Origin of the sequence: Caulobacter sp. S45 (assembly GCF_009765965.1) — a bacterium.
Lineage (GTDB): Bacteria > Pseudomonadota > Alphaproteobacteria > Caulobacterales > Caulobacteraceae > CAHJWH01.
This window is the reverse complement of the sequence record NZ_LMUL01000010.1, coordinates 193,887-211,129: the sequence shown is the minus strand read 5'-3', so window position 1 is coordinate 211,129 and position 17,243 is coordinate 193,887. Positions and strand designations below refer to the sequence as shown.

Annotated in this window: 27 protein-coding genes; 12 read left to right on the top strand and 15 right to left on the bottom strand. The window is 66.8% G+C overall.

Annotated elements, in window-relative coordinates; genetic code table 11:
* Positions 1-68: 68 nt before the first annotated feature.
* On the bottom strand, positions 69-362 hold the full coding sequence (locus GSQ87_RS05445) for a hypothetical protein (protein WP_158914052.1): 294 nt from the start codon (positions 360-362) through the stop codon (positions 69-71).
* 275 nt (positions 363-637) lie between these two features.
* On the opposite strand from GSQ87_RS05445, the gene GSQ87_RS05440 reads away from it, so the two are divergent.
* On the top strand, positions 638-1,219 hold the full coding sequence (locus GSQ87_RS05440; protein ID WP_158914050.1) for a helix-turn-helix transcriptional regulator: 582 nt from the start codon (positions 638-640) through the stop codon (positions 1,217-1,219).
* 240 nt (positions 1,220-1,459) lie between these two features.
* Here the strand turns inward: GSQ87_RS05440 and GSQ87_RS05435 are convergent, their stop codons facing one another.
* On the bottom strand, positions 1,460-2,194 hold the full coding sequence (locus GSQ87_RS05435; protein ID WP_158914049.1) for a hypothetical protein: 735 nt from the start codon (positions 2,192-2,194) through the stop codon (positions 1,460-1,462).
* Positions 2,195-2,276: 82 nt separating this feature from the next.
* The gene (locus GSQ87_RS05430; RefSeq protein WP_158914047.1) at positions 2,277-2,516 is read right to left on the bottom strand and encodes a hypothetical protein; all 240 of its coding nucleotides are present in this window, start codon (positions 2,514-2,516) and stop codon (positions 2,277-2,279) included.
* Positions 2,517-2,704: 188 nt separating this feature from the next.
* Here GSQ87_RS05430 and GSQ87_RS05425 point away from each other — a divergent pair, with 188 nt between their 5' ends.
* Together GSQ87_RS05425 and GSQ87_RS05420 are read left to right on the top strand one after the other, a co-directional pair.
* Entirely contained in the window at positions 2,705-3,046 is a 342-nt protein-coding gene (locus GSQ87_RS05425; protein ID WP_158914045.1) for a hypothetical protein, read from the top strand.
* Positions 3,043-3,249: a hypothetical protein gene (locus tag GSQ87_RS05420; RefSeq protein WP_158914043.1), complete on the top strand. Its 207-nt coding sequence runs from the start codon at positions 3,043-3,045 to the stop codon at positions 3,247-3,249. Before GSQ87_RS05425 ends, GSQ87_RS05420 begins: the two co-directional genes overlap by 4 nt.
* 181 nt (positions 3,250-3,430) lie before the next feature.
* On the opposite strand, the gene GSQ87_RS05415 is transcribed toward GSQ87_RS05420, so the two are convergent.
* Together GSQ87_RS05415 and GSQ87_RS05410 are read right to left on the bottom strand one after the other, a co-directional pair.
* Positions 3,431-3,823: a DUF805 domain-containing protein gene (locus GSQ87_RS05415; RefSeq protein ID WP_216839028.1), complete on the bottom strand. Its 393-nt coding sequence runs from the start codon at positions 3,821-3,823 to the stop codon at positions 3,431-3,433.
* Positions 3,824-3,963: 140 nt separating this feature from the next.
* Positions 3,964-4,455, bottom strand: a complete 492-nt coding sequence (locus GSQ87_RS05410) for a hypothetical protein (RefSeq protein ID WP_158914040.1) — start codon at positions 4,453-4,455, stop codon at positions 3,964-3,966.
* 148 nt (positions 4,456-4,603) lie between these two features.
* On the opposite strand from GSQ87_RS05410, the gene GSQ87_RS05405 reads away from it, so the two are divergent.
* From GSQ87_RS05405 to GSQ87_RS05390, 4 genes are all read left to right on the top strand, one after another.
* Positions 4,604-4,942 (top strand): hypothetical protein, encoded by a 339-nt coding sequence (locus GSQ87_RS05405; RefSeq protein WP_158914038.1) that lies wholly within the window; start codon positions 4,604-4,606, stop codon positions 4,940-4,942.
* Between the two features lie 97 nt (positions 4,943-5,039).
* Positions 5,040-5,585 (top strand): flagellar basal body P-ring protein FlgI, encoded by a 546-nt coding sequence (locus GSQ87_RS05400; protein WP_158914036.1) that lies wholly within the window; start codon positions 5,040-5,042, stop codon positions 5,583-5,585.
* A 99-nt stretch (positions 5,586-5,684) separates the two neighbouring features.
* The gene (locus GSQ87_RS05395; protein ID WP_158914034.1) at positions 5,685-6,719 is read left to right on the top strand and encodes an alpha/beta fold hydrolase; all 1,035 of its coding nucleotides are present in this window, start codon (positions 5,685-5,687) and stop codon (positions 6,717-6,719) included.
* A 44-nt stretch (positions 6,720-6,763) separates the two neighbouring features.
* A complete protein-coding gene (locus tag GSQ87_RS05390; RefSeq protein WP_158914032.1) occupies positions 6,764-7,258 on the top strand; it encodes a tetratricopeptide repeat protein in 495 nt (164 codons plus the stop codon).
* A gap of 26 nt (positions 7,259-7,284) precedes the next feature.
* Here the strand turns inward: GSQ87_RS05390 and GSQ87_RS05385 are convergent, their stop codons facing one another.
* Genes GSQ87_RS05385 through GSQ87_RS05375 form a run of 3 tightly spaced genes read right to left on the bottom strand, consistent with a single transcriptional unit; the run spans position 7,285 to position 8,336 of the window.
* Positions 7,285-7,686, bottom strand: a complete 402-nt coding sequence (locus GSQ87_RS05385; protein ID WP_158914030.1) for a hypothetical protein — start codon at positions 7,684-7,686, stop codon at positions 7,285-7,287.
* A gap of 45 nt (positions 7,687-7,731) precedes the next feature.
* Positions 7,732-7,989 (bottom strand): hypothetical protein, encoded by a 258-nt coding sequence (locus GSQ87_RS05380; RefSeq protein ID WP_158914028.1) that lies wholly within the window; start codon positions 7,987-7,989, stop codon positions 7,732-7,734.
* An 11-nt stretch (positions 7,990-8,000) separates the two neighbouring features.
* Positions 8,001-8,336: a helix-turn-helix domain-containing protein gene (locus tag GSQ87_RS05375; protein ID WP_254062749.1), complete on the bottom strand. Its 336-nt coding sequence runs from the start codon at positions 8,334-8,336 to the stop codon at positions 8,001-8,003.
* A gap of 152 nt (positions 8,337-8,488) precedes the next feature.
* Here GSQ87_RS05375 and GSQ87_RS05370 point away from each other — a divergent pair, with 152 nt between their 5' ends.
* Positions 8,489-9,409 carry a phytanoyl-CoA dioxygenase family protein gene (locus tag GSQ87_RS05370; protein WP_254062748.1) on the top strand — a complete coding sequence of 307 codons (921 nt, stop codon included), beginning with the start codon at positions 8,489-8,491 and terminating at the stop codon, positions 9,407-9,409.
* A gap of 74 nt (positions 9,410-9,483) precedes the next feature.
* Complete coding sequence (locus GSQ87_RS05365; RefSeq protein WP_216839026.1) at positions 9,484-9,921, top strand: cupin domain-containing protein; 438 nt, start codon at positions 9,484-9,486, stop codon at positions 9,919-9,921.
* A 126-nt stretch (positions 9,922-10,047) separates the two neighbouring features.
* On the opposite strand, the gene GSQ87_RS05360 is transcribed toward GSQ87_RS05365, so the two are convergent.
* Complete coding sequence (locus tag GSQ87_RS05360) at positions 10,048-10,326, bottom strand: type II toxin-antitoxin system YafQ family toxin (RefSeq protein WP_158914024.1); 279 nt, start codon at positions 10,324-10,326, stop codon at positions 10,048-10,050.
* The gene (locus GSQ87_RS05355) at positions 10,326-10,655 is read right to left on the bottom strand and encodes a hypothetical protein (protein WP_158914022.1); all 330 of its coding nucleotides are present in this window, start codon (positions 10,653-10,655) and stop codon (positions 10,326-10,328) included. Before GSQ87_RS05355 ends, GSQ87_RS05360 begins: the two co-directional genes overlap by 1 nt.
* A gap of 117 nt (positions 10,656-10,772) precedes the next feature.
* On the opposite strand from GSQ87_RS05355, the gene GSQ87_RS05350 reads away from it, so the two are divergent.
* Positions 10,773-11,030, top strand: a complete 258-nt coding sequence (locus GSQ87_RS05350; RefSeq protein ID WP_158914020.1) for a type II toxin-antitoxin system RelB/DinJ family antitoxin — start codon at positions 10,773-10,775, stop codon at positions 11,028-11,030.
* Positions 11,031-11,179: 149 nt separating this feature from the next.
* Here the strand turns inward: GSQ87_RS05350 and GSQ87_RS05345 are convergent, their stop codons facing one another.
* Positions 11,180-11,938, bottom strand: coding sequence for a hypothetical protein (locus tag GSQ87_RS05345; protein ID WP_158914018.1), 759 nt, complete (start codon positions 11,936-11,938; stop codon positions 11,180-11,182).
* Positions 11,939-12,117: 179 nt separating this feature from the next.
* On the opposite strand from GSQ87_RS05345, the gene GSQ87_RS05340 reads away from it, so the two are divergent.
* A complete protein-coding gene (locus GSQ87_RS05340) occupies positions 12,118-12,732 on the top strand; it encodes a peptidylprolyl isomerase (protein WP_158914016.1) in 615 nt (204 codons plus the stop codon).
* Here GSQ87_RS05340 and GSQ87_RS05335 read toward each other — a convergent pair whose 3' ends face one another.
* From GSQ87_RS05335 to GSQ87_RS05320, 4 genes are all read right to left on the bottom strand, one after another.
* Positions 12,733-13,035, bottom strand: a complete 303-nt coding sequence (locus GSQ87_RS05335) for a hypothetical protein (protein ID WP_158914014.1) — start codon at positions 13,033-13,035, stop codon at positions 12,733-12,735.
* A 305-nt stretch (positions 13,036-13,340) separates the two neighbouring features.
* Entirely contained in the window at positions 13,341-14,279 is a 939-nt protein-coding gene (locus tag GSQ87_RS05330) for a hypothetical protein (protein ID WP_158914012.1), read from the bottom strand.
* Positions 14,280-14,346: 67 nt separating this feature from the next.
* Positions 14,347-14,877 (bottom strand): GNAT family N-acetyltransferase, encoded by a 531-nt coding sequence (locus GSQ87_RS05325; protein WP_158914010.1) that lies wholly within the window; start codon positions 14,875-14,877, stop codon positions 14,347-14,349.
* A gap of 156 nt (positions 14,878-15,033) precedes the next feature.
* Positions 15,034-16,029: an amidohydrolase family protein gene (locus tag GSQ87_RS05320; protein ID WP_158914008.1), complete on the bottom strand. Its 996-nt coding sequence runs from the start codon at positions 16,027-16,029 to the stop codon at positions 15,034-15,036.
* Positions 16,030-16,160: 131 nt separating this feature from the next.
* Here GSQ87_RS05320 and GSQ87_RS05315 point away from each other — a divergent pair, with 131 nt between their 5' ends.
* The gene (locus tag GSQ87_RS05315; RefSeq protein ID WP_158914006.1) at positions 16,161-17,195 is read left to right on the top strand and encodes a PAS domain-containing protein; all 1,035 of its coding nucleotides are present in this window, start codon (positions 16,161-16,163) and stop codon (positions 17,193-17,195) included.
* Positions 17,196-17,243 lie beyond the last annotated feature (48 nt).

The following is a 17,243-nucleotide window of genomic DNA, read 5'->3' as shown; positions in this document are numbered from 1 at the left end:
GGCGTGCGTCGACCCCTCACCCTCCCGGCTTCGCCCGGCCCCTCCCTCTCCCGCAGGGGGAGAGGGGATCAAGCCCCGCCCCGCTTGAACAGGCGTTCGGCTTCATCCCGGGCGGCGCTCCGGGGGCCGGGCAGGTCGGGAGTGTAGCGGGCGAGTTCCAGGGCGAGCACGCCGTGGGCCTCCAGCACGCCGTGGCGTTCGGCGTAGCGGGCGCAGGCGGCCTGGAGCGCACTGCGTTCGGGGCCGTCGTCGGGGCGGTTGGCCCGCTGGGCGAGCAGTTGGCGGCGGCGGCGGCGCTCGGCGGCGGACTGCTGGCCGATGGCGCACAGTTCGGGGTCGGCGCGGAAGGGGTTCGCGCTCATGGGTTCAAGCTCATGGGGACATGGCTCCGGCGTAGCCCCGCCGGGATCGGCCAAGGGCGCGGTTGGTGTGGGCGGTTAGGAGGGTCGCCCCGCCGGCGGGCGGATCGGCCGCGGGGCCGGCGGGGCGCGCTCACCGGACGTCAGGGGGGAAGCGTCCGGGAGCGAGGGGATGGCGAGGTCGGTGTCTTCATGACCACCTAAATGTGCGCAATGCACAAAGTGGAGTCAAGCGCCTTTGTGCCCTATGCACAGAATTTTTATCTCATATTTGTGCAATGAGCACAGACGCGGACAAGGCCCTGAACCGGGCGCGCGGGCGGCGACTGGTCGCGGCGCGCGAGCAATTGAAGCTGCCCACCGCCCAGGCGGCGGCGGTGTTCCTCAAGGTGCCCTACGACAGCTACGTCCAGCACGAGCGCGGCGAGCGGGGCATGACGCGCAAGGTGCAGGCCTACGCCGCCAAGCTGGGGGTCGAGGAAGCCTGGCTGCTGTGGGGCAAGAATGCGCCGGACTGGGCCCAGCCCGACCTGGACGTCAGCCCCGAGGAACGGGCCGGCGGGGCGGACCACAACCTGCGCGCCTGGCGGCTGCACGCGGCGATGAGCGTGGAGGACCTGGCCGGGGCGCTGGAGGTACCGGTCGAGGTGGTGCGGGCGTGGGAGGACGGATCGACAGACCTGTCGGAAAAGTGGCTGCGCAAGATCGCCCAGGTGTTCGACGCCACCCCCGGCAGCATCCTGGACGTCGACCCCGCCAGCGCCCCGCCCGGCCTGCTGACCCTGTGGCGCGACACCGCCGTCCAGCAGCGCGAGACCGCCCGGCGGCTGCAGGCGCTGAACGCGCGGGCGACGGGATAGGCGGTTTGACGGCCCTATTTTAAAGGCTGTGTCGACATTGAGTGTTGGTGGGGGCCTGCGTGCTTCGAGACGCGGCTTTCGCCGCTCCTCAGCATGACGAAGGTTTCTGCGACCCACCAAGATCCGTCATCCTGAGGAGCCCCGAAGGGGCGTCTCGAAGGACGCACATCCCCCGGCACTCGACGTGAAAACAGTTATTTTAAGAGCGCCCCGAACCCATGGGCTCGGGGCGCCCCAATTTTACGCGACCTTTTGGGTCAGGTTGAAATGGAAGACGTGGTCCTCATCGGCGAAGTGGACCGTCACCGTGATCTGGCCCTCGCCCCTATGGTCCTTGGGACCGTCGACCACTAATTCGCCCGCATAGGTCTGCTGGGGGAGAACGGTGGTGGTCTGCAACGCCGAGCCGTTGATCTGGGCCATGGCGTTGGCGAGGCGGCCGTCGATGGTGTTGAGCGCACCCCCGGTGGCGGCCGCCGTCTGATCGTTCAACTGGTTGGCCAGATAAGGATTGTAGGTGGTGGCGTGGAACCTGGTCCCGCCAACGCTTCCGTAGGTGGTGGTGGTCGCCGCCTGGGCGTTGGCGACGGCGGAAAGGCCGCCGACCAGAGCCACGGCGAAGCGCGCCGCATTGGCTTGGCGTTGCGCGATGCGGATCATCTCGTCGTGATCCAGGGCGTGCATCGGAGCCCCCTGGGCGTCGAGGATGCGGACGCTTTCGAAGCCGATATTCTCCGGCCCCACGTTCTTGTTAAGCACGGCGATCCCGAGACGGATGCGCCCATGAGCCGTGGAGCCCAGCAGCGTGACCTTGACCGCGCCCTTGAGCGTGTCGGAATCGACGATGGCCGTGCCCTGATTATAGGTGACGTTAAGGCCGGTCTCGGCGACAGGCGCGACTGTGTATTGGGTGGTCGCGCAACCGGCGAGCACCATTGCAACGACGCCGAGTCCGGCGCCGGTTAGAAATCTCATGGATAGTCCCCCAAAGGCCGTGCAATCCGCTCGACCTATGGGTGATTAAGCGGACGGTTCGCGCGAGCGCAACGTGTCGCTTTCACGCGCCTCCCTCCCCCGGCAGTTCGCCGTGCCGGGCCAGCAGGCGGGGTTCGCCGAACACGCCGTATTCGGGGCGGCCTTCGAAGGCGTAGGCGATCACCAGGCAGTGGTCCGGACCGAGCCTGAGGGCGGTGGCCCGCGCCTCGCGCGCGCTGGCGCACCAGCGGGCGGAGACCTCGGTCGGCCGGTCTCGCCGGCCCCGAAACGCCCGCACGCAATAGTAGGTCGGATCCTTCACACACGCCCCCCGCTAAAACTTAACGGGTGATCCCGCGATCGCCGGGCCGGGTCAATCTGTGCAAAACGACCCGGCGACCGATTCTGTCGTTCGAATCTCGATGATTTAAGAATTGTGCTATTTGCACATTATGAATTGACTCGACCATGTGCGTTACGCACATTCTCCGCACTGACGGAGAGACCCAGATGGCCTATGACGCGGGCGGCGAGGCGCCGATCCATCCAACGACGTGTCCGCTCCCGCCGGTCGCGGCGCGGGTGCTGGGCGGGGCGAGTGGGACGGCGGCGATCTTCGACATGCGCTCGGCGGCGGGCCGCAAGGGGGCCGGGCTGATGCTGGCGCGGCTGGGCCGACCGGCGGCGGCGCGCGCGGAGGCGGCGGCGCGCGAGCGGGCGGAGCGGGAGCGGCGAACGACGGCGCTGCGCCGGGCCCAGGCGCGCATCGGGCTCAGGCTGCTGAGCGGCGAGGAATGGGCGCGCGAGATCGCCGTGGAGCTGGCGGCGATGGACGCGGAGGCTGGGCGATGAGCCCCGACGCACGGATGGCGCGCCTGTTGGCCGAGATGGACCGGGCCGACGCCGAACTGCGCATCGCCGCAGACAGCCTGCGGGCGCAGGACGGCCTGCTCGACCCGGCGCTGGAGCCGGTGCTGGCCCGCCTGGGGCGGCGGTTTGCGCGGGGACGGCGCGGCGAGGACGCCGATGAGGATGCTGGAGAGCGCGGCGGATGAGGTGCGTGCTTCGAGACGGCACGGGCAAGCGCCTGCGTGCTTCGAGACGCCCCTTTGGGGCTCCTCAGCATGACGTATGTTTGTAGAATTCACTAAATTTCGTCATGCTGAGGCGCGGCGTGAGCCGCGTCTCGAAGCACGCACAAGGTCGGGGACGGCCGAAGCCGCCCCCGCGCCGGGTCTAGAATACGTTGACCGGAATGGCGCCCGCGCCGGTGTTGTACTTGTTGGGGCCGACCGCGCTCTGCAACGCCAGCAGGACCCACAGGATGATCCAGCCGACGAAGGGGACGAAGCAGATCAGTATCCACCAGCCCGACCGGCCGGTGTCGTGCAGTCGACGCACCATCACTGCATAGTGCGGCACAAGCGTTGCAAGCCCATAAGCAACAAGCGCGAGTACAAAAATCCATGAAATGAAAGAGTGTTTGAAAATAAAGATCGGAATTTCGGCGATTACAATAATAATAATATTCACCAGAAAGAATTTCCAGAACTCCCCCCGGCTCGCGACGCCCGTGAAAACGGCATACTTGTTGAGCACGCGCTTAAAATTCTCGATATAGTCCTGCACAGCAACCTCCCCTAGGCCCGGCGAAACGCCCCGAAACCTCGTCCTGCGCGAGGCGTCGTCAGCGCAGCAGAACAGCATGACGAAAGCCGTGCAACCTGATTTTCACGGGGAGGTTGCGAGGGCCTGCGCCCTCCCCGCGCCTAGCCCGCGACGCCGCCCTGGCGGAACCGCTCCATGCTCTCGCGCAGTTGGGCCAGCGGCACGTCCCAGCCGTCGCCGATCACCGCCTGGTAGCCGTAGACCGCCCGCCAGATCGCCTCGCCCAGCCGGTGCTGGGGCGCCACCTCCGGTCGAACGCGCAGGCCCAGGCTGAGCGCGGTGGAGGGCGAGGTGTGCTGGAACTCCTCCACGCCCTGGATGTCACGCCAGCGATAGGTCCAGCCATATTGCAGCGCCTGAAGATGAACCCCCTCCGCATCCAGCTTCAGGGTCGGACGATGGAGCAGGAAGATCATCTCGTAGAAGACCAGGGCGAAGATCACCGCGCCCTGGAGATAGGCCCAGCCAGTCAACCGGCCGTGGGCGATCATGTGGAACCTGAAGCTCATCAAGAGGATCAGACCCAATCCCATGGTCAGGACCTGGGCCTGGGAACGCCAGCTGCGGCGATAGACTTTCGGATCGGTCTGCATGGTCCACCTTCGAGTCGCCTCACGGTTGACCGACTCGCGCCTCGCGGCAAGAGCGCAATTCCAGGTCGACACACAACTCAATGTAGTAATAATGTAAGAAAATTGACTTATACGCGCATAGATTGGCGATTCGTGGGGTGACCCGATGATGACCGACAAGAGCCGCGAGCCGCCGGGGCGGCGGATCCGGTTTACCGAGCTGGGCTGGACCGGCGGCGGACCCGGCGCACGTTCCAAACAGGTCGCCGCCGCCGGCAAGCATGTGCGGCTGATGGAGATCACCCCCGAGCTGATGCACCCGGAATGGTGCGTCAAGGGACAGGCCGGCTTCGTGATCGAAGGCACGCTGGAGATGCGCTTCGAGAAGGAGGTGGTCCAGTACTGCGCCGGCGACGCGTTCATCATCCCGTTCGGCGACCACGACAAGCACATCCCCCGCGCCCTGTCCCCGCGCGTGACCCTGTTGCTGTTCGAGGAAGATCGGTAGGCGCCCGTCCTGGCGGACGCCGGCGGGACGGCTTCCGGGCCGATCCGGGCTGGACTATCCTGGCGCGACCGGCGTCTTGGCCGCAATGGAGCGGGTCTTGAGCGCACGGCTCCCCCTATGCCTCGGCCTGATCCTGTCGCTGGGCGCGGCCCAAGCCCTGGCGCAGACGCCGGCCCGGACCGACGGGGTCATGGCCTGCCGCACCCGCAAGCTGGTCGGCTATGGCCTGGTGGTGGGCTTGCGCGACACCGGCGATCACCTCAAGGACACCCCCTTCACACTGAAATCCTTGCAGGCGATGCTTGCGCGCTCGGAGAATACGGGGTTCGACGTCTCCGCCTATGACAGCAAGGTCGCCGCGGCGATGGTGACGGCGCGGATGCGGACCTGTCTTTCGGCGGACGGGAGCTACGACGCCAAGCTCGACCGGGCCGTCGATCTGGAGCTGAGCGCCATGGGCGACGCCAAGTCCCTGCAAGGCGGCGCCCTGCTGATGACGCCCCTGCTGGGCGCCGACGGCCGGGCCTACGCCATCGGCCAGGGCGTGCTCGCCGCCTGCCCAGATCCGCGCGCGGAACCGGCGTCGGCGTGCGTGCCGGACGGGGGTGTGGTGGCGCGGCAGGGGCGGGCGGGGCGCTTATGAGCCAATTGAGACATGGAGATTGTGGCCTTGGGGGCGATTCAGCATTCATTGCGAAGGCGTTGTGTCGTACCGCTCACGAAGCCGCTACTGAGGGAGCTGATGAAAAAAGCCGTTCTTGCCCGCTCCTGCGTCTTCGCCTCTTTTCTATTCTTGGCAATCGGCTCGATAGCTCATGGCGAAGCGAGCACCGACGCCCTGGTTTTAAAGCACCTGGTATCGTTGCCGAGCGGCGGCGAGTTGAACATCAATTGTGTTGGGCAAGGAGCGCCAACGGTTGTGTTTGAACAAGGCTTAGCCGCCAATATATTAACCTGGGATAAAGTGGTTGGCCCCATCTCACAGATCGCCCAGGTATGCGTATATGACAGGGCGGGCGAGGGTTACAGCAAACCGTCTCATAAGGCGTCTACGGCCGATAAAGTCGTGGACGACTTGCACAATCTTCTTATCGCCTCTCATATAAAGGAACCAATCGTATTGGTGGGACATTCAATTGGCGGCCTTTACGCAACACTTTACGCCGATAAATATCCCTCCGATATATCTGGGTTGGTACTGGTCGACCCCTCGTTTTCTGGTCATCAAGATTGGGAATCCAGCGATTCGGCAAAACGAGGCGAAGAAATAGAATACCAAGAATATTTGAACTCGTTATATACTTGCGTCCATGTTGCCGAAGCAGGTAAATTGTCGGAGGATAATCCGGCGTGCCCTTGGCATTTTGCGCCTGGTCGCTCAGTTATAGAAAAGGAATATTTGGGGTATTCGTATACAAAACCCTTTAAATTTCGTGCCGAGATATCAGAATTTAAAAATAACCATTCACTCTCACCTTTCAGAAGCGAAGACGGAAAGGAAGAGGACCGCTCAAAGCGATCTTTTGGTAATTTGCCGATGATTGTTTTAACGGCGGGAAATCCGCCACCCATCGAGAGTGGAGAGACGGAAGCCGATCAAAAACTGAAAACCAACCTCTGGAAGACAGGCCATGATCAGCTTGCATCACGTTCCAGCATCGGCAAGTCCATTGTCGTGCCCGACTCCGGCCATTTTATACAGAGCGACCGCCCAGACGCTGTGATCAGCGCCATCAGGGAAGTGATTGCGCACCAGATGTCGCCGGCAGCTAGATAAACTAACCGCCCCGCAAGCCCGCTGCTCACATGCGATACGAGGCCATGGTCGAGACCGAGATGCTGTGGCGGCTGGCTTCGGAGGCGGAGGACGTCGGGGATTTCGGCCGGATGCTGGAGCTGGCCCGGCGGGGTTCGGCCCTGGGCGATCCGGTTTGCTGGTTTCAACTCGGGCTGGCTTACGACCTGGGCCGAGGCGTGGATATCGACAAGCAACAGGCGATGCGCTGCTACAGAACCGCTTGGCGGAACCATTATATGGGCGCGGCCAATAACATAGCGATCCTATACAGGGAACGCGGCGACAACCGGGCGATGTTCCGCTGGTTCGAGAGAGCGACCGCCCAGGGTGACGACGGCGCCTTCCTCGAGATGGCCAAGTGCTATCGCAAGGGCGTCGGCGTTCGCGCGTCCGCGGAACAGGCCGTGAGATGCCTGGCCGCAGCGCTTGGCGGGACGTGTATTTCGGAGGCGGAACGGGAGGAGGCGCAGGCCCTGCTCGCCGAATACCGTATGTGCGTCATTCCCCGTTCGCCATAAGGGGTCGATCGCGTCCGTGACGCCGCTCAGCGCCACCGGTCGCCGGGCGCGGTCAGGTAGTGCGCGACCACATAGGGCCAGGGAATGACGATGACGAAGACCACGGCGATCAAGCATTCGTAGGCGGTTTCCAAGGTGTCCGGGTCCATCCGATGGGCGGACCACAGGGGATAGGCGACCACGATCAGCCAGATCGACTTCCAGGCCAGCTCGAAGAACAGCAGGGGCAGCATCTGGATCGGATAGCGCAGCCCCAGCAGCGCCAGGGCCGACATCGCCGCCAACATGCAGCGGACGACGCCCTGCATCAGGGTCCAGGGTCTCTCATGGTGGATCATGCCCGGCCAGATCGTCAGGCCGAGACCTACGACTAGGAGCAGATAACCGGCCCTCAACGCGTAGAGGCGCAACAAAGAGATCTGGGCCATGGCGGCGGTTCCTTCCCGTCCGATCGATTTCGAGGTGTCGGCTACTTATTCGACGTCCTTGAGCACCTTCTCGACGGCGGCCAGGCGGGTGCGGACGTCGGCGAGCGCGGTCTGGATGGCGGCGAGGGCCGTGGCCGTCTCGGCCTGGGCGTCGGCCGCCTTTTCCGCCAGCTGGCGGTAGGCGCCGTCGTTGGCCAGGCGCGCCTGAGCCTGGCGGACGGCCGATAGGGATCGCATCGCGAAGACCAGCAGGATGGTCCCCAGCGGGAGGCATATGCTGATGAGATACAGATGTTCGGACATCGGGGGCTCCTCTATTTGTCGGATTTGACGGTCAATGACTTGGTCGCCTCGGCGATGGCGGCCGGAGTGAGCGCGACGTCGAAGGCGACGACCTCGAAATAGTTGAGGGCCTTGCCGTCGTGGGACAGTTCGAGCCGGCTTACGACCAGGCCCGCCTCTTGGAGCTTCTGCAGGTGCAGATGCAGCAACGGGCGACTGACGCCCAGCTCGCGCGCCAACTGGCTGACATAGTTGCGCCCGCCCGAGGCCAGGGCCGCGACGACCCGCAGGCGGTGCGGATTGGCCAGGGCCGCCAGCATGGCCAGCAGTTGGTCTCCGTCCGGCGGGGGTGATGCATTTCGTTTCACATGTAAGAAATAACTTACACGTGTCTGAGAGTCAAACAGATCCCGGCGGCTGGGCTTCCAGCGGCGGCGGGATTTCGGCCGCGCCGTCTTGGACCCGTAGCCAAAGTCGGTTAGCTCTACCATTCCGAGAATCGTCGCCAGGCCGAGCCCCCTTGAACGCAAACAGGAAATGGCCCGAGCGTCCGCCGGTGGAAGACGAGCACGCGCTGGAAGCGCACCTCGACCGGATCGAGGCCGATGGGGAGACCCGGGCCTTCTGCCGCGACCTGGCTGGCGACGGGCTCGCGCGGATCGATCTCGGAGCCGAGGGCCGGGCGCTGTGCGACCGCGTGGTCGCGGAGATGGACAGCAGCTTCGAGGCGCGCGGCGTGGGGCGTATCCAGGACGCCTGGCTACGCTCGCGCGCGGTGCACAGGCTCGCCACCCTGCCCAAGGTGCGCCGCCTGCTCCAGCTCGCCTATGGCCGGCCGCCGTTCGCGTTCCAGACGCTGAACTTCCGCGTCGGCACCCAGCAGCACACCCACGCCGACACCATCCACTTCCACAGCCTGCCCGAGCGGTTCATGTGCGGCGTCTGGGTCGCGCTCGAAGACATCTCCGAGGCGTCCGGCCCCCTCGCCTACCACCCTGGCAGCCATAAGCTGCCGGTGCTGACCATGAAGGCGGCGGGGGTGAACCATCCGCGACCGACGCCGGACGACTATGGAACCACCTACATTCCCGCCCTGCAACAGCGGCTGGATGCAGCCGGCCTGCCGCGCAGGACCGCCGTCCTGCGCAAGGGCGAGGCGCTGGTCTGGGCGGCCAACCTGGCCCATGGCGGTTCGCCCATCGTCGATCCGCAGAGCACGCGCCGATCCCTGGTGACCCACTTCTTCTTCAAGGATTGCCTCTACTACACGCCCATGACCTCGGAGGTCGAGGACGGGCGGCTCTCGGCCCGACTGCCGACCAACCTGCAGACGGGCGGCGTGGAGTGGCCCCGCGCCAACGGCCGTCTCGTCCCGGTCGGTCTCGGCCAGATCGTGGAGGCGGCCGTCAAGCTGCTGCTGAGGCGAACGCACACGGTCTGAGCGGGGCCGAGGATTGCGGCCTTCCGCGCGTCTATCGTCGGTGTCCGTTGCTGACGTTCGGCAAAGATGAGACCTTGGCGAAGGAACAGGAGGCGCGCTTGGAACAGGCGGAAGAGATTCGCCGGCCGGTGATCTTACATTCGGAGCACGGCCGCGTGTACGACATGGGCCGGATGAAGGCCGTGTTCAAAGCCGATGGCGAAGAAACGGCGGGACGCTATTCCATTTCCGAATGGTGGCTCGATCCGCAGACGCGTGGTCCGGGTCCCCATGTCCACAGCGACGACCACATCTTCTATGTGATCGAAGGCACGCTCAGCCTGATGATCGATGGGCGGTGGTCGGACCTGGCGGCGGGAGGCTACGCGCTGATCCCCGGCGGAACCCAGCACGACTTCGCCAATCGCGCGGAGGTGCGGTCGGGGTTCATCAGCCTGAACACGCCGGGAGGATTCGAAGAGAAGATGGCCGGCATCGCGCCGGCGCTGGCGGCGGAAGACTTGCGGCTTTAGCTAGGGCGGGCTCTGGGATTATTCGAAAATCTGATCCGTCCACTGAGCATCACCAAACGTTCTCAACGTGGTCATCGGACTTCTCTTGACCCAATCGCCGACTGAGCACGTGTCCTCTTTCGGCGGTTAACCGAACAACTCGCTATGCGAGCCCACGCGGGCAAGCTCGATCACCGTTTCCGTCTCGCGGTAGATCAGCACCAAGTCGGGCTTGAGATGACAATCCCGCGATCCCGTCCACTTGCCCTTAAGCGCGTGGTCCTTGTTCGCCACTGGCAACTTCGTGCCCGAGCGCAGGAGGTCCGTGACGGTCTTCAAAAGCTCGTCGAGGCCTTCGGAGTGTTGGCCGTTCTTCTCGCGCTTGTAGTCGCGCTTGAACTGCCCGGTATAGGCAAGACCCAACATCACGCCGCCCCGTCGTCAGCCGGTGCAGGAGCGGCAACCGGAGGAACCGTGGGCGGCGCCCCGAAAGCCTCGGCGGCGGTCATCGGAGGCGGCGGCGGGACTGGGGAGGGGGCCGAAGCCGGAGCGGTCGGCATGGGAAACATGTCCATCGCCCCCACTTCCAAAGCCAGCCCGATCAGCGCGTTATAGCTCGCATCCACAAGGCCCGGCGTCTTCCGCTCGTAATGCCAGCGCAAGATTAGGTGCGGATTGTGGATCAGGGCGTGCGTCATCGGGCCGGCCTTGCCCGCCTTGAGGCTGATGAATTGCAGCTCTTCGAGCTTCTTCATGCGGGCCGCCCACGTATGTTCCCCACGCTGGAAGGGTGGAAGCTAAAAATTTGACCCTTAAACATTCGTAGCTACATTGTGGTTACGGCTCTCGGGAGAGCCCACAAGGATTTAGATATGGCTTCGTTGGAAATAGTGCGGGCGCGGATCGACTCCGGCCTTAAGCGGGACGCCACCGCCGCCCTTGCCGACATGGGGCTGACCGTCTCAGACGCCATCCGCATGTTGCTTGTGCGGGTCGCCAGTGAAAAGGCGTTGCCCTTCGACGTGCGGACCCCCAATGCGACCACGCGGGCGGCCCTCGATGCTGCGGAGCGCGGCGAGGTTACGAAGGTCGATAGCTTCGACGCGCTGCTGGCTGATCTGAACGACTAGCGGACAGGCCGTCCGGCACGACTGCGATCTCAGCCACCATAATCCTATCGAGGGCGCGGACCTCGCGGCGGATGCACCGCCAGTCATAAGGCCAGGGCCGTTGTCCACAGCGTCCAGCCTATCCTCGACCACACACGACGCCCCCTCGCTCAAGGTTTGGGGATGCCCGCCTCTTCGGTCAGGACGCCCTGGGGCGGGGTGACGCCGCACTTGCCGTGCTTGCAGCCGATGGAGACGCCGTGGCCGGCCATCGGGCCGTTGACCGGGTTGTAGGTACGGATGTCCTGGTAGGACTGCTGGACGGCGTCGTAGTAGGCGCGCTTGGCGGGCGAGGAGATCGGGTCGACCCACTGGCGGGCGCCCACCGAGGCGTCGTTGTTCAGCATCCGCATGCAGTTCTCGCGCTCGGTCGGGGTCAGGCCCAGGCTGCCCTGTTGGGCGCAGCCCAGGCCGCGCAGGGCGGCGCGGACCTTGGCCTGGACGTCGTCGCCGGCCTGGGCGCCCTTTTGCGGCGCGGCCTGGGCGGACGGGGACGGGGCGATGGGCGGAGGTGGGACGGGACGCGAGAGCAGGGCCGGCGTGATCGGGCGCCGGGGCGCCGCGCGCATCGAGGGCTTGCCGACCGGGATGCTGCGCAAGGACGACGGCTCGGCCCAGGTCGCGGTCGGTGGTGGGACGGGCGGAACCGCGGCGTCGCGGCGGAGCTCGACCGTCAGCGCCCTTTCGGTCGGCTGCGAGAGGCGCCAGGTCGGCTCGTGTCCTCCGATCAGCAGGCCGGCGAGCAGGACGAGGTTGAGTGCGAGGGATAACAGCAGCCCATAGGCCCAGCGGCGCCGGGTCGAGCGGGCCGACGGGGTCGCGCGCGCCCAGGCGAAGACCGCGAGCGGAGGCTGGGCTTGCGAATACATCCGGGCGGCTCCGCGACGCAGGAGTGTCGCCCAGGCCGTGTGGCGTTTTGAGGGCCCGACTGATGCAGACCTGATGCAGACCTGAACTAGGTCCGGAGCGCATCGGGCCGGCGCTCGGGTCGACGGACGCGGGTGTGAAGCGCTAAGGCTGGGTTGCGGACACGGAGCGGGAACAGGCCATGAGCGGCGCAAGGATCGGACGTCGGAGCTTGCTGGGCGGCGCGGGGCTGGTGGTGACCGGGGCGATGGGCGCCCTGGCCGCGACCGGCAAGCCGAGGGTGACGATCCGGACCAACCACGGCGCTATCGTGGTCGAGCTTGAGGCCGGCAAGGCGCCGCTGACCACCGCCAACTTCCTGCACTATGTCGAGGCCGGGAAGTACGACGGCGGCTCGTTCTTCCGCGCGTCGCGCACGCCCGGCGCGCCCAAGGAGGGCACCATCGTCGGCGGGCCGTCCGACAAGGTCCGCCGCTTCCCGCCGATCGCCCACGAGAGCACCCGGATGACCGGGATCAAGCACACGACCGGGACCATCTCGCTCGGCCGCTATGCGCCGGGCTCGGCGACGGCGGACTTCTTCATCTGCGCCAGCCCGGAGCCCTATCTGGACGCCCATCCGGGCGCGAAGGGCGACAACCTGGGCTACGCGGCGTTCGGCCAGGTGGTTGCGGGCATGGGGGTGGTGCGCACGATCCTGGCCCTGCCGACGCCCGGCAAGTCGCGCTTTCCCGACATGGAGGGCCAGTGGCTGGACCCCGTCGTGCCGATCCTGAACATGCGCCGGGTCGGCTGATCAGTGCTCGACGAAGCTCTCGATCAGGTGGGGGTTGCGCGTCTGTTTGATGGTCAGCCACTGCGCCTTGGTGGCGCAGACGTTATGCGGAATATGCCACCCGTTGAAGGTCATGCGCTTGCATAAGGTCTGATCCAACTGGACCTGGGGCAGCGCATCCGAGATCGTCTCGCGACTTTTCGAGGCCGTATGGACGTAGGTCTGGGTGAACGAAACCTCGGGCCGGCTCAGGGCGTCCGGGGCGGGCGACGGGGCCAGGGCGACGCTTGCGGCCTGGGCGAAAACGACGAAAGCGGCCAGCATGCCCCAAGCCTCACCTACACACCGATAGGCTGAGTTGATGACGCCGGTCGCTTGGCGTCAAGGCGCTAATGCGGGCCGCTTTGCATCAAGCGCCGAGGGGTGTGCGTCCTTCGAGACGCTCCTTCGGGGCTCCTCAGGATGACGGGCCTTGGTGAATCCCACAAACCTTCGTCATGCTGAGGAGCGGCGAGAGCCGCGTCTCGAAGCACGCAGGCCCCCAACGCGTGCTCCCCTGGACCCTACCAACACTCGACGGGAAAACAGCCATATGTAGGCGGGTCGGCGAGGTGTTCCTCGTCCGCGTCTCAGCGTCCTGCGGCGGGCAGGATGGTCTGGCTCTGGACGGCGTGGGCGATGCGGTCGGCCATGGCGCTCTGCTGCATCGACAGGCTCGTCTGGGACTGGGTCTTGTACAGCGCGCCCAGATAGGCCCGGTCCCAGAAGGTCAGATCGGCGGCGGGCGGACGGCCGTGCGCCCGGTCGGAGAACAGGTTGGCGATGGTCGGGAAGTCCTGGTCGCCCACATTGACGTCGGCCAGCGTCGTCAGCGACAGGTAGGCCGAAATCTGCACCCCGTCCAAGCCCAACAGCTGTCTGGCGTCCACCACCAGCACCACGCGCAGGAAGGCCTCGTCCACCCACGGCGTCAGGCGCGAGGCGTGGCCCTGGTCGTAGACCGGCGGCCCGAACAGGTCGTTGGACAGGGCGAACGCCGCGCTGGCGTTGGAGACCGCCGGCGTCTGGTCGCCGCCGGTCAGCACCGGCCCGTCGCCGGAGAGGTAGAACAGGTGGACCGGGTCGCCCTTGCCCCCGGCGAAGCGGACGAGCTGGCTGTTCTGCACCGGCCAGCGCGAGGGCCCGTTGAGCAGCACCTTGGCCCGCTCGGTCAGGCGGCGGACCATGGCGTCGGGGTCGGTGGTGATGAAGACCACGATGTCGGGGACGCAGCGGCTGGGCGCGGACGGCGCCCCGGCCAGCTTGGCGACGTCGCGGATACGCTGGGCGAAGTAGGCGTCGCGCTCGCTGCTCATACCCAGGACGATGGGGCAGACCTCGGTGCGCCAGCGCGCCAGCCGGCCCCGCGTCGCCGGAGCGCCGAAGGTCTGCACCGTCTCGGGGATCTTCTTCAGCAAGGGCGCGGTGACGGTGACGCCGGGCAGTGCGGTCGGAGCGGCGGCCCGCGCCGGGAACGCCGCGCCGCAGACACAGGCCATTGCGCTCAGGATCGACAGGGCTCGCCGCATGACCGCCAGCTTGATCCAAGCCGCCCTCCCCGTCGAGCGCGCCGTCACGCCTCGCGGGGGCGGACGGCTATGGGGCGATGCACTTGTAGAAGGTGGTGGCGCCGCAGAGCGATCCGTCCGGAAACAGGGCGTAGCCGGGGATGACGCCGACGCGGACCCAGTCCAGGCCCTGGTACATCCGCTCGCCGGCGCCGTCGGTGACGGTGTCCAGCACCAGCAGGGTCTTGCCGCGGACGCGGGCGAGGTCCTCCACCGCGGTCATCAGGGCGCGGCCGACCCCGCACCGGCGCGCGCGGCGATGGACCAGCATCTTGGCCACGTCGGCGCGATGGGGCTGGTTCTCGGGCTCGGCCGGGACCAGGTGCACCGTGCCGACGATCCGCCCGTCCAGTTCGGCGACCAGCAGATCGACCAGGCCGGCGGCGACGCGCTCGGCGACCTTGCGCCAGAAGGCGTCGGCGGTCTGGCGGGTCAGCGGGGCCATGAAGCTGACCGAGGCGCCGCCCTGGACGCAGTCGATCAGCACGTCGGACAGGGCGGCGATGCTGGCGTCCGCTTCGGCCGGGTCCAGGCGGCGGATGGTGGGGACGGGGGTCAACTGGGGCTCCAGCACGCGCACGGGTGTTCAACTATGCGAGGTTTCCAGCGGGCGCAAAGGCGCGCTCGGCGACGGGTGTGCGTGCTTCGAGACGCGGCTGGCGCCGCTCCTCAGCATGACGAAGGTTGGGGATGAGCGGGGGAAAGGTTGGTTCAGCTAGGGTTTTAGCCCAAGCAACCGATCGGCGTTGGCGTGGGCGATCTTCAGCTTGTCGGCGGGCGAGACCGGCAGGGTGTCGAGGAAGCGGGTCCCGACGTCGTTGCGGGCGAAGGGGTAGTCGACCGAGAACAGGATGCGGTCGGCGCCGAAGGTCATCAGGGCGGCCATGAACGGGGCCAGGGTGAAGAAGCCGCTGGTGGTGATCCAGACCTGGTCCAGGATGGTCTCGCTGACGCCGCGATCGAGGTAGGTCGAGACCTCGCCGCCCAGGGTGTTGTCGCAGCGCGCCATCATGGCCGGCAGGCCCTCGCCCATGTGGCCGATGATCAGCTTCAGCCGGCGATGGCGCTCCAGCGTCCCCGACAGCACCAGGCGCAGGACGTGGACGGCGGTCTCGGCGTGCCAGCCCCAGCCGGCGGTGGACAGGACGAAGCCGGTCCCGCCGGGCAGGCCGTCGTAATAGGCCTTGCGCACCGCCTCGGGCGGGATGCCGGGATGCAGGTAGATCGGAACGTCGAGCTGTTCGGCCCGCGCCAGCAGCGGGGCGTACATCGGGTCGTCGAGGAAGCGGCCCTCGGTGGTCCCGTTGACCAGGGCGCCGCAGAAGCCCAGCTCGCGCACCGCGCGCTCCAGCTCGTCGGCGGCGGCGTCGGGGGCGGTCATCGGCAGGTGGGCGAAACCGGCGAAGCGGTCGGGACGCTCGTTGACGATCTGCTTGAGGCGGTTGTTGTAGTCGCGCGCCAGGGCGATCCCGCGCGTCGGGTCGAGCAGGTCCGCGCCGGGGCCGACGGCCGAGAGCACCTGCAGGCTGATCCCCGCCTCGTCCATCCGGGCCAGCCGCTCGGGTCCGACCTCGGCCAGGTCCGCGCTGCGGGCCTTGGCCAACGGGCGGATGTCGGGACCGGGAAAACCGCGCGCCCGGATCGTGGCCGGCTCGATCCGGCCGATCAGCTCGGGGACGGTGAAATGCTCTTCGAGGGCGACGATACGCATGGCGGGCTCCTGACGGGACGCTTCGCCAACCGCTCGCCGAGCGGCGTGTTCCTGTCCAGACACAAAGTCAGGCAACCGCCGCCCGCGCCGGTCGTTTCGGAGCTGCGCCCACGCGCCGTGAGAGGCCGTCGTTGATCGTCACCGCCAAGCCATCCGCAGGTCTCAAGGGCGACGCGCCGGCCGCGGCCTCCCCACAGGGCGTCGCGGACCGGCAGGCCCTGGCCCTGATCGCGGTGGAGCGGACCCGGATGCCGATGCTGGTCACCGACCCGCGCCAGCTCGACAACCCGATCGTGCTGGCCAACAAGGCCTTCCTCGACCTCAGCGGCTATGGCGCCGAGGAGATACTGGGGCGCAACTGCCGTTTCCTCCAGGGCGAGGGCACTTCGCTCCTCGCGGTGGCGGAAATCCGCGCGGGGATCGCCGAACACCGCGAGGTCAACGTCGAGATCCTCAACTACCGCAAGGACGGCTCGGCCTTCTGGAACCTGCTGCACATCAGCCCGATCCACGACGATTCCGGCCGGCTGATCTATTTCTTCGCCTCCCAGGTCGACGTCAGCGAGCGTCGCAAGCTGGAGGTGCTGGAAGCGGCCGAACGGCGGTTGCTGAAGGAGGTCGACCACCGGGCGCTGAACGTGCTGGCGGTGGTGCAGGGGATCGTGCGCCTGACCCGCGCGGACAATGCGGCGCTGTACGCGACCTCGGTGGAGCGGCGCGTGCAGGCCTTGGCCAAGGCCCACGCCATCCTGGCCCGGCGGGGGTGGAAGGACGTGCCGCTGGCCGAGCTGATCGAGATGCAGATCGAGCCGTTCGGCACGCAGCGGGTGGCGCTGGAAGGCCCCGACATCCTGCTGTCGGCCCATGTGGCCCAGCCGCTGGCCCTGGTGTTCCACGAGCTGATCGCCAACACCGCAACCCATGGGGCGCTGTCGCAGCCCAACGGGGTGCTGCGGGTGCAGTGGTCGGAGGACCCCGAGCAGCACCGGCTGACCCTGGCCTGGGACGAGTCCGGCGGCCCGGCGCCGGCGCTGGAGCGGCCCTCGGGGTTCGGCTCGACCATCATCGGGGCGATCGTCGGGCGCCAGCTCCGCGGGCGGTTCGATGCGGACTGGCGGACGAGCGGTCTGAGGGCGCAGCTGACCATCCCGATGCGGGCGGCGTAGGCGAGCTGCGTGCTTCGAGACACGAGGCTGCGCCTCGTTCCTCAGCAT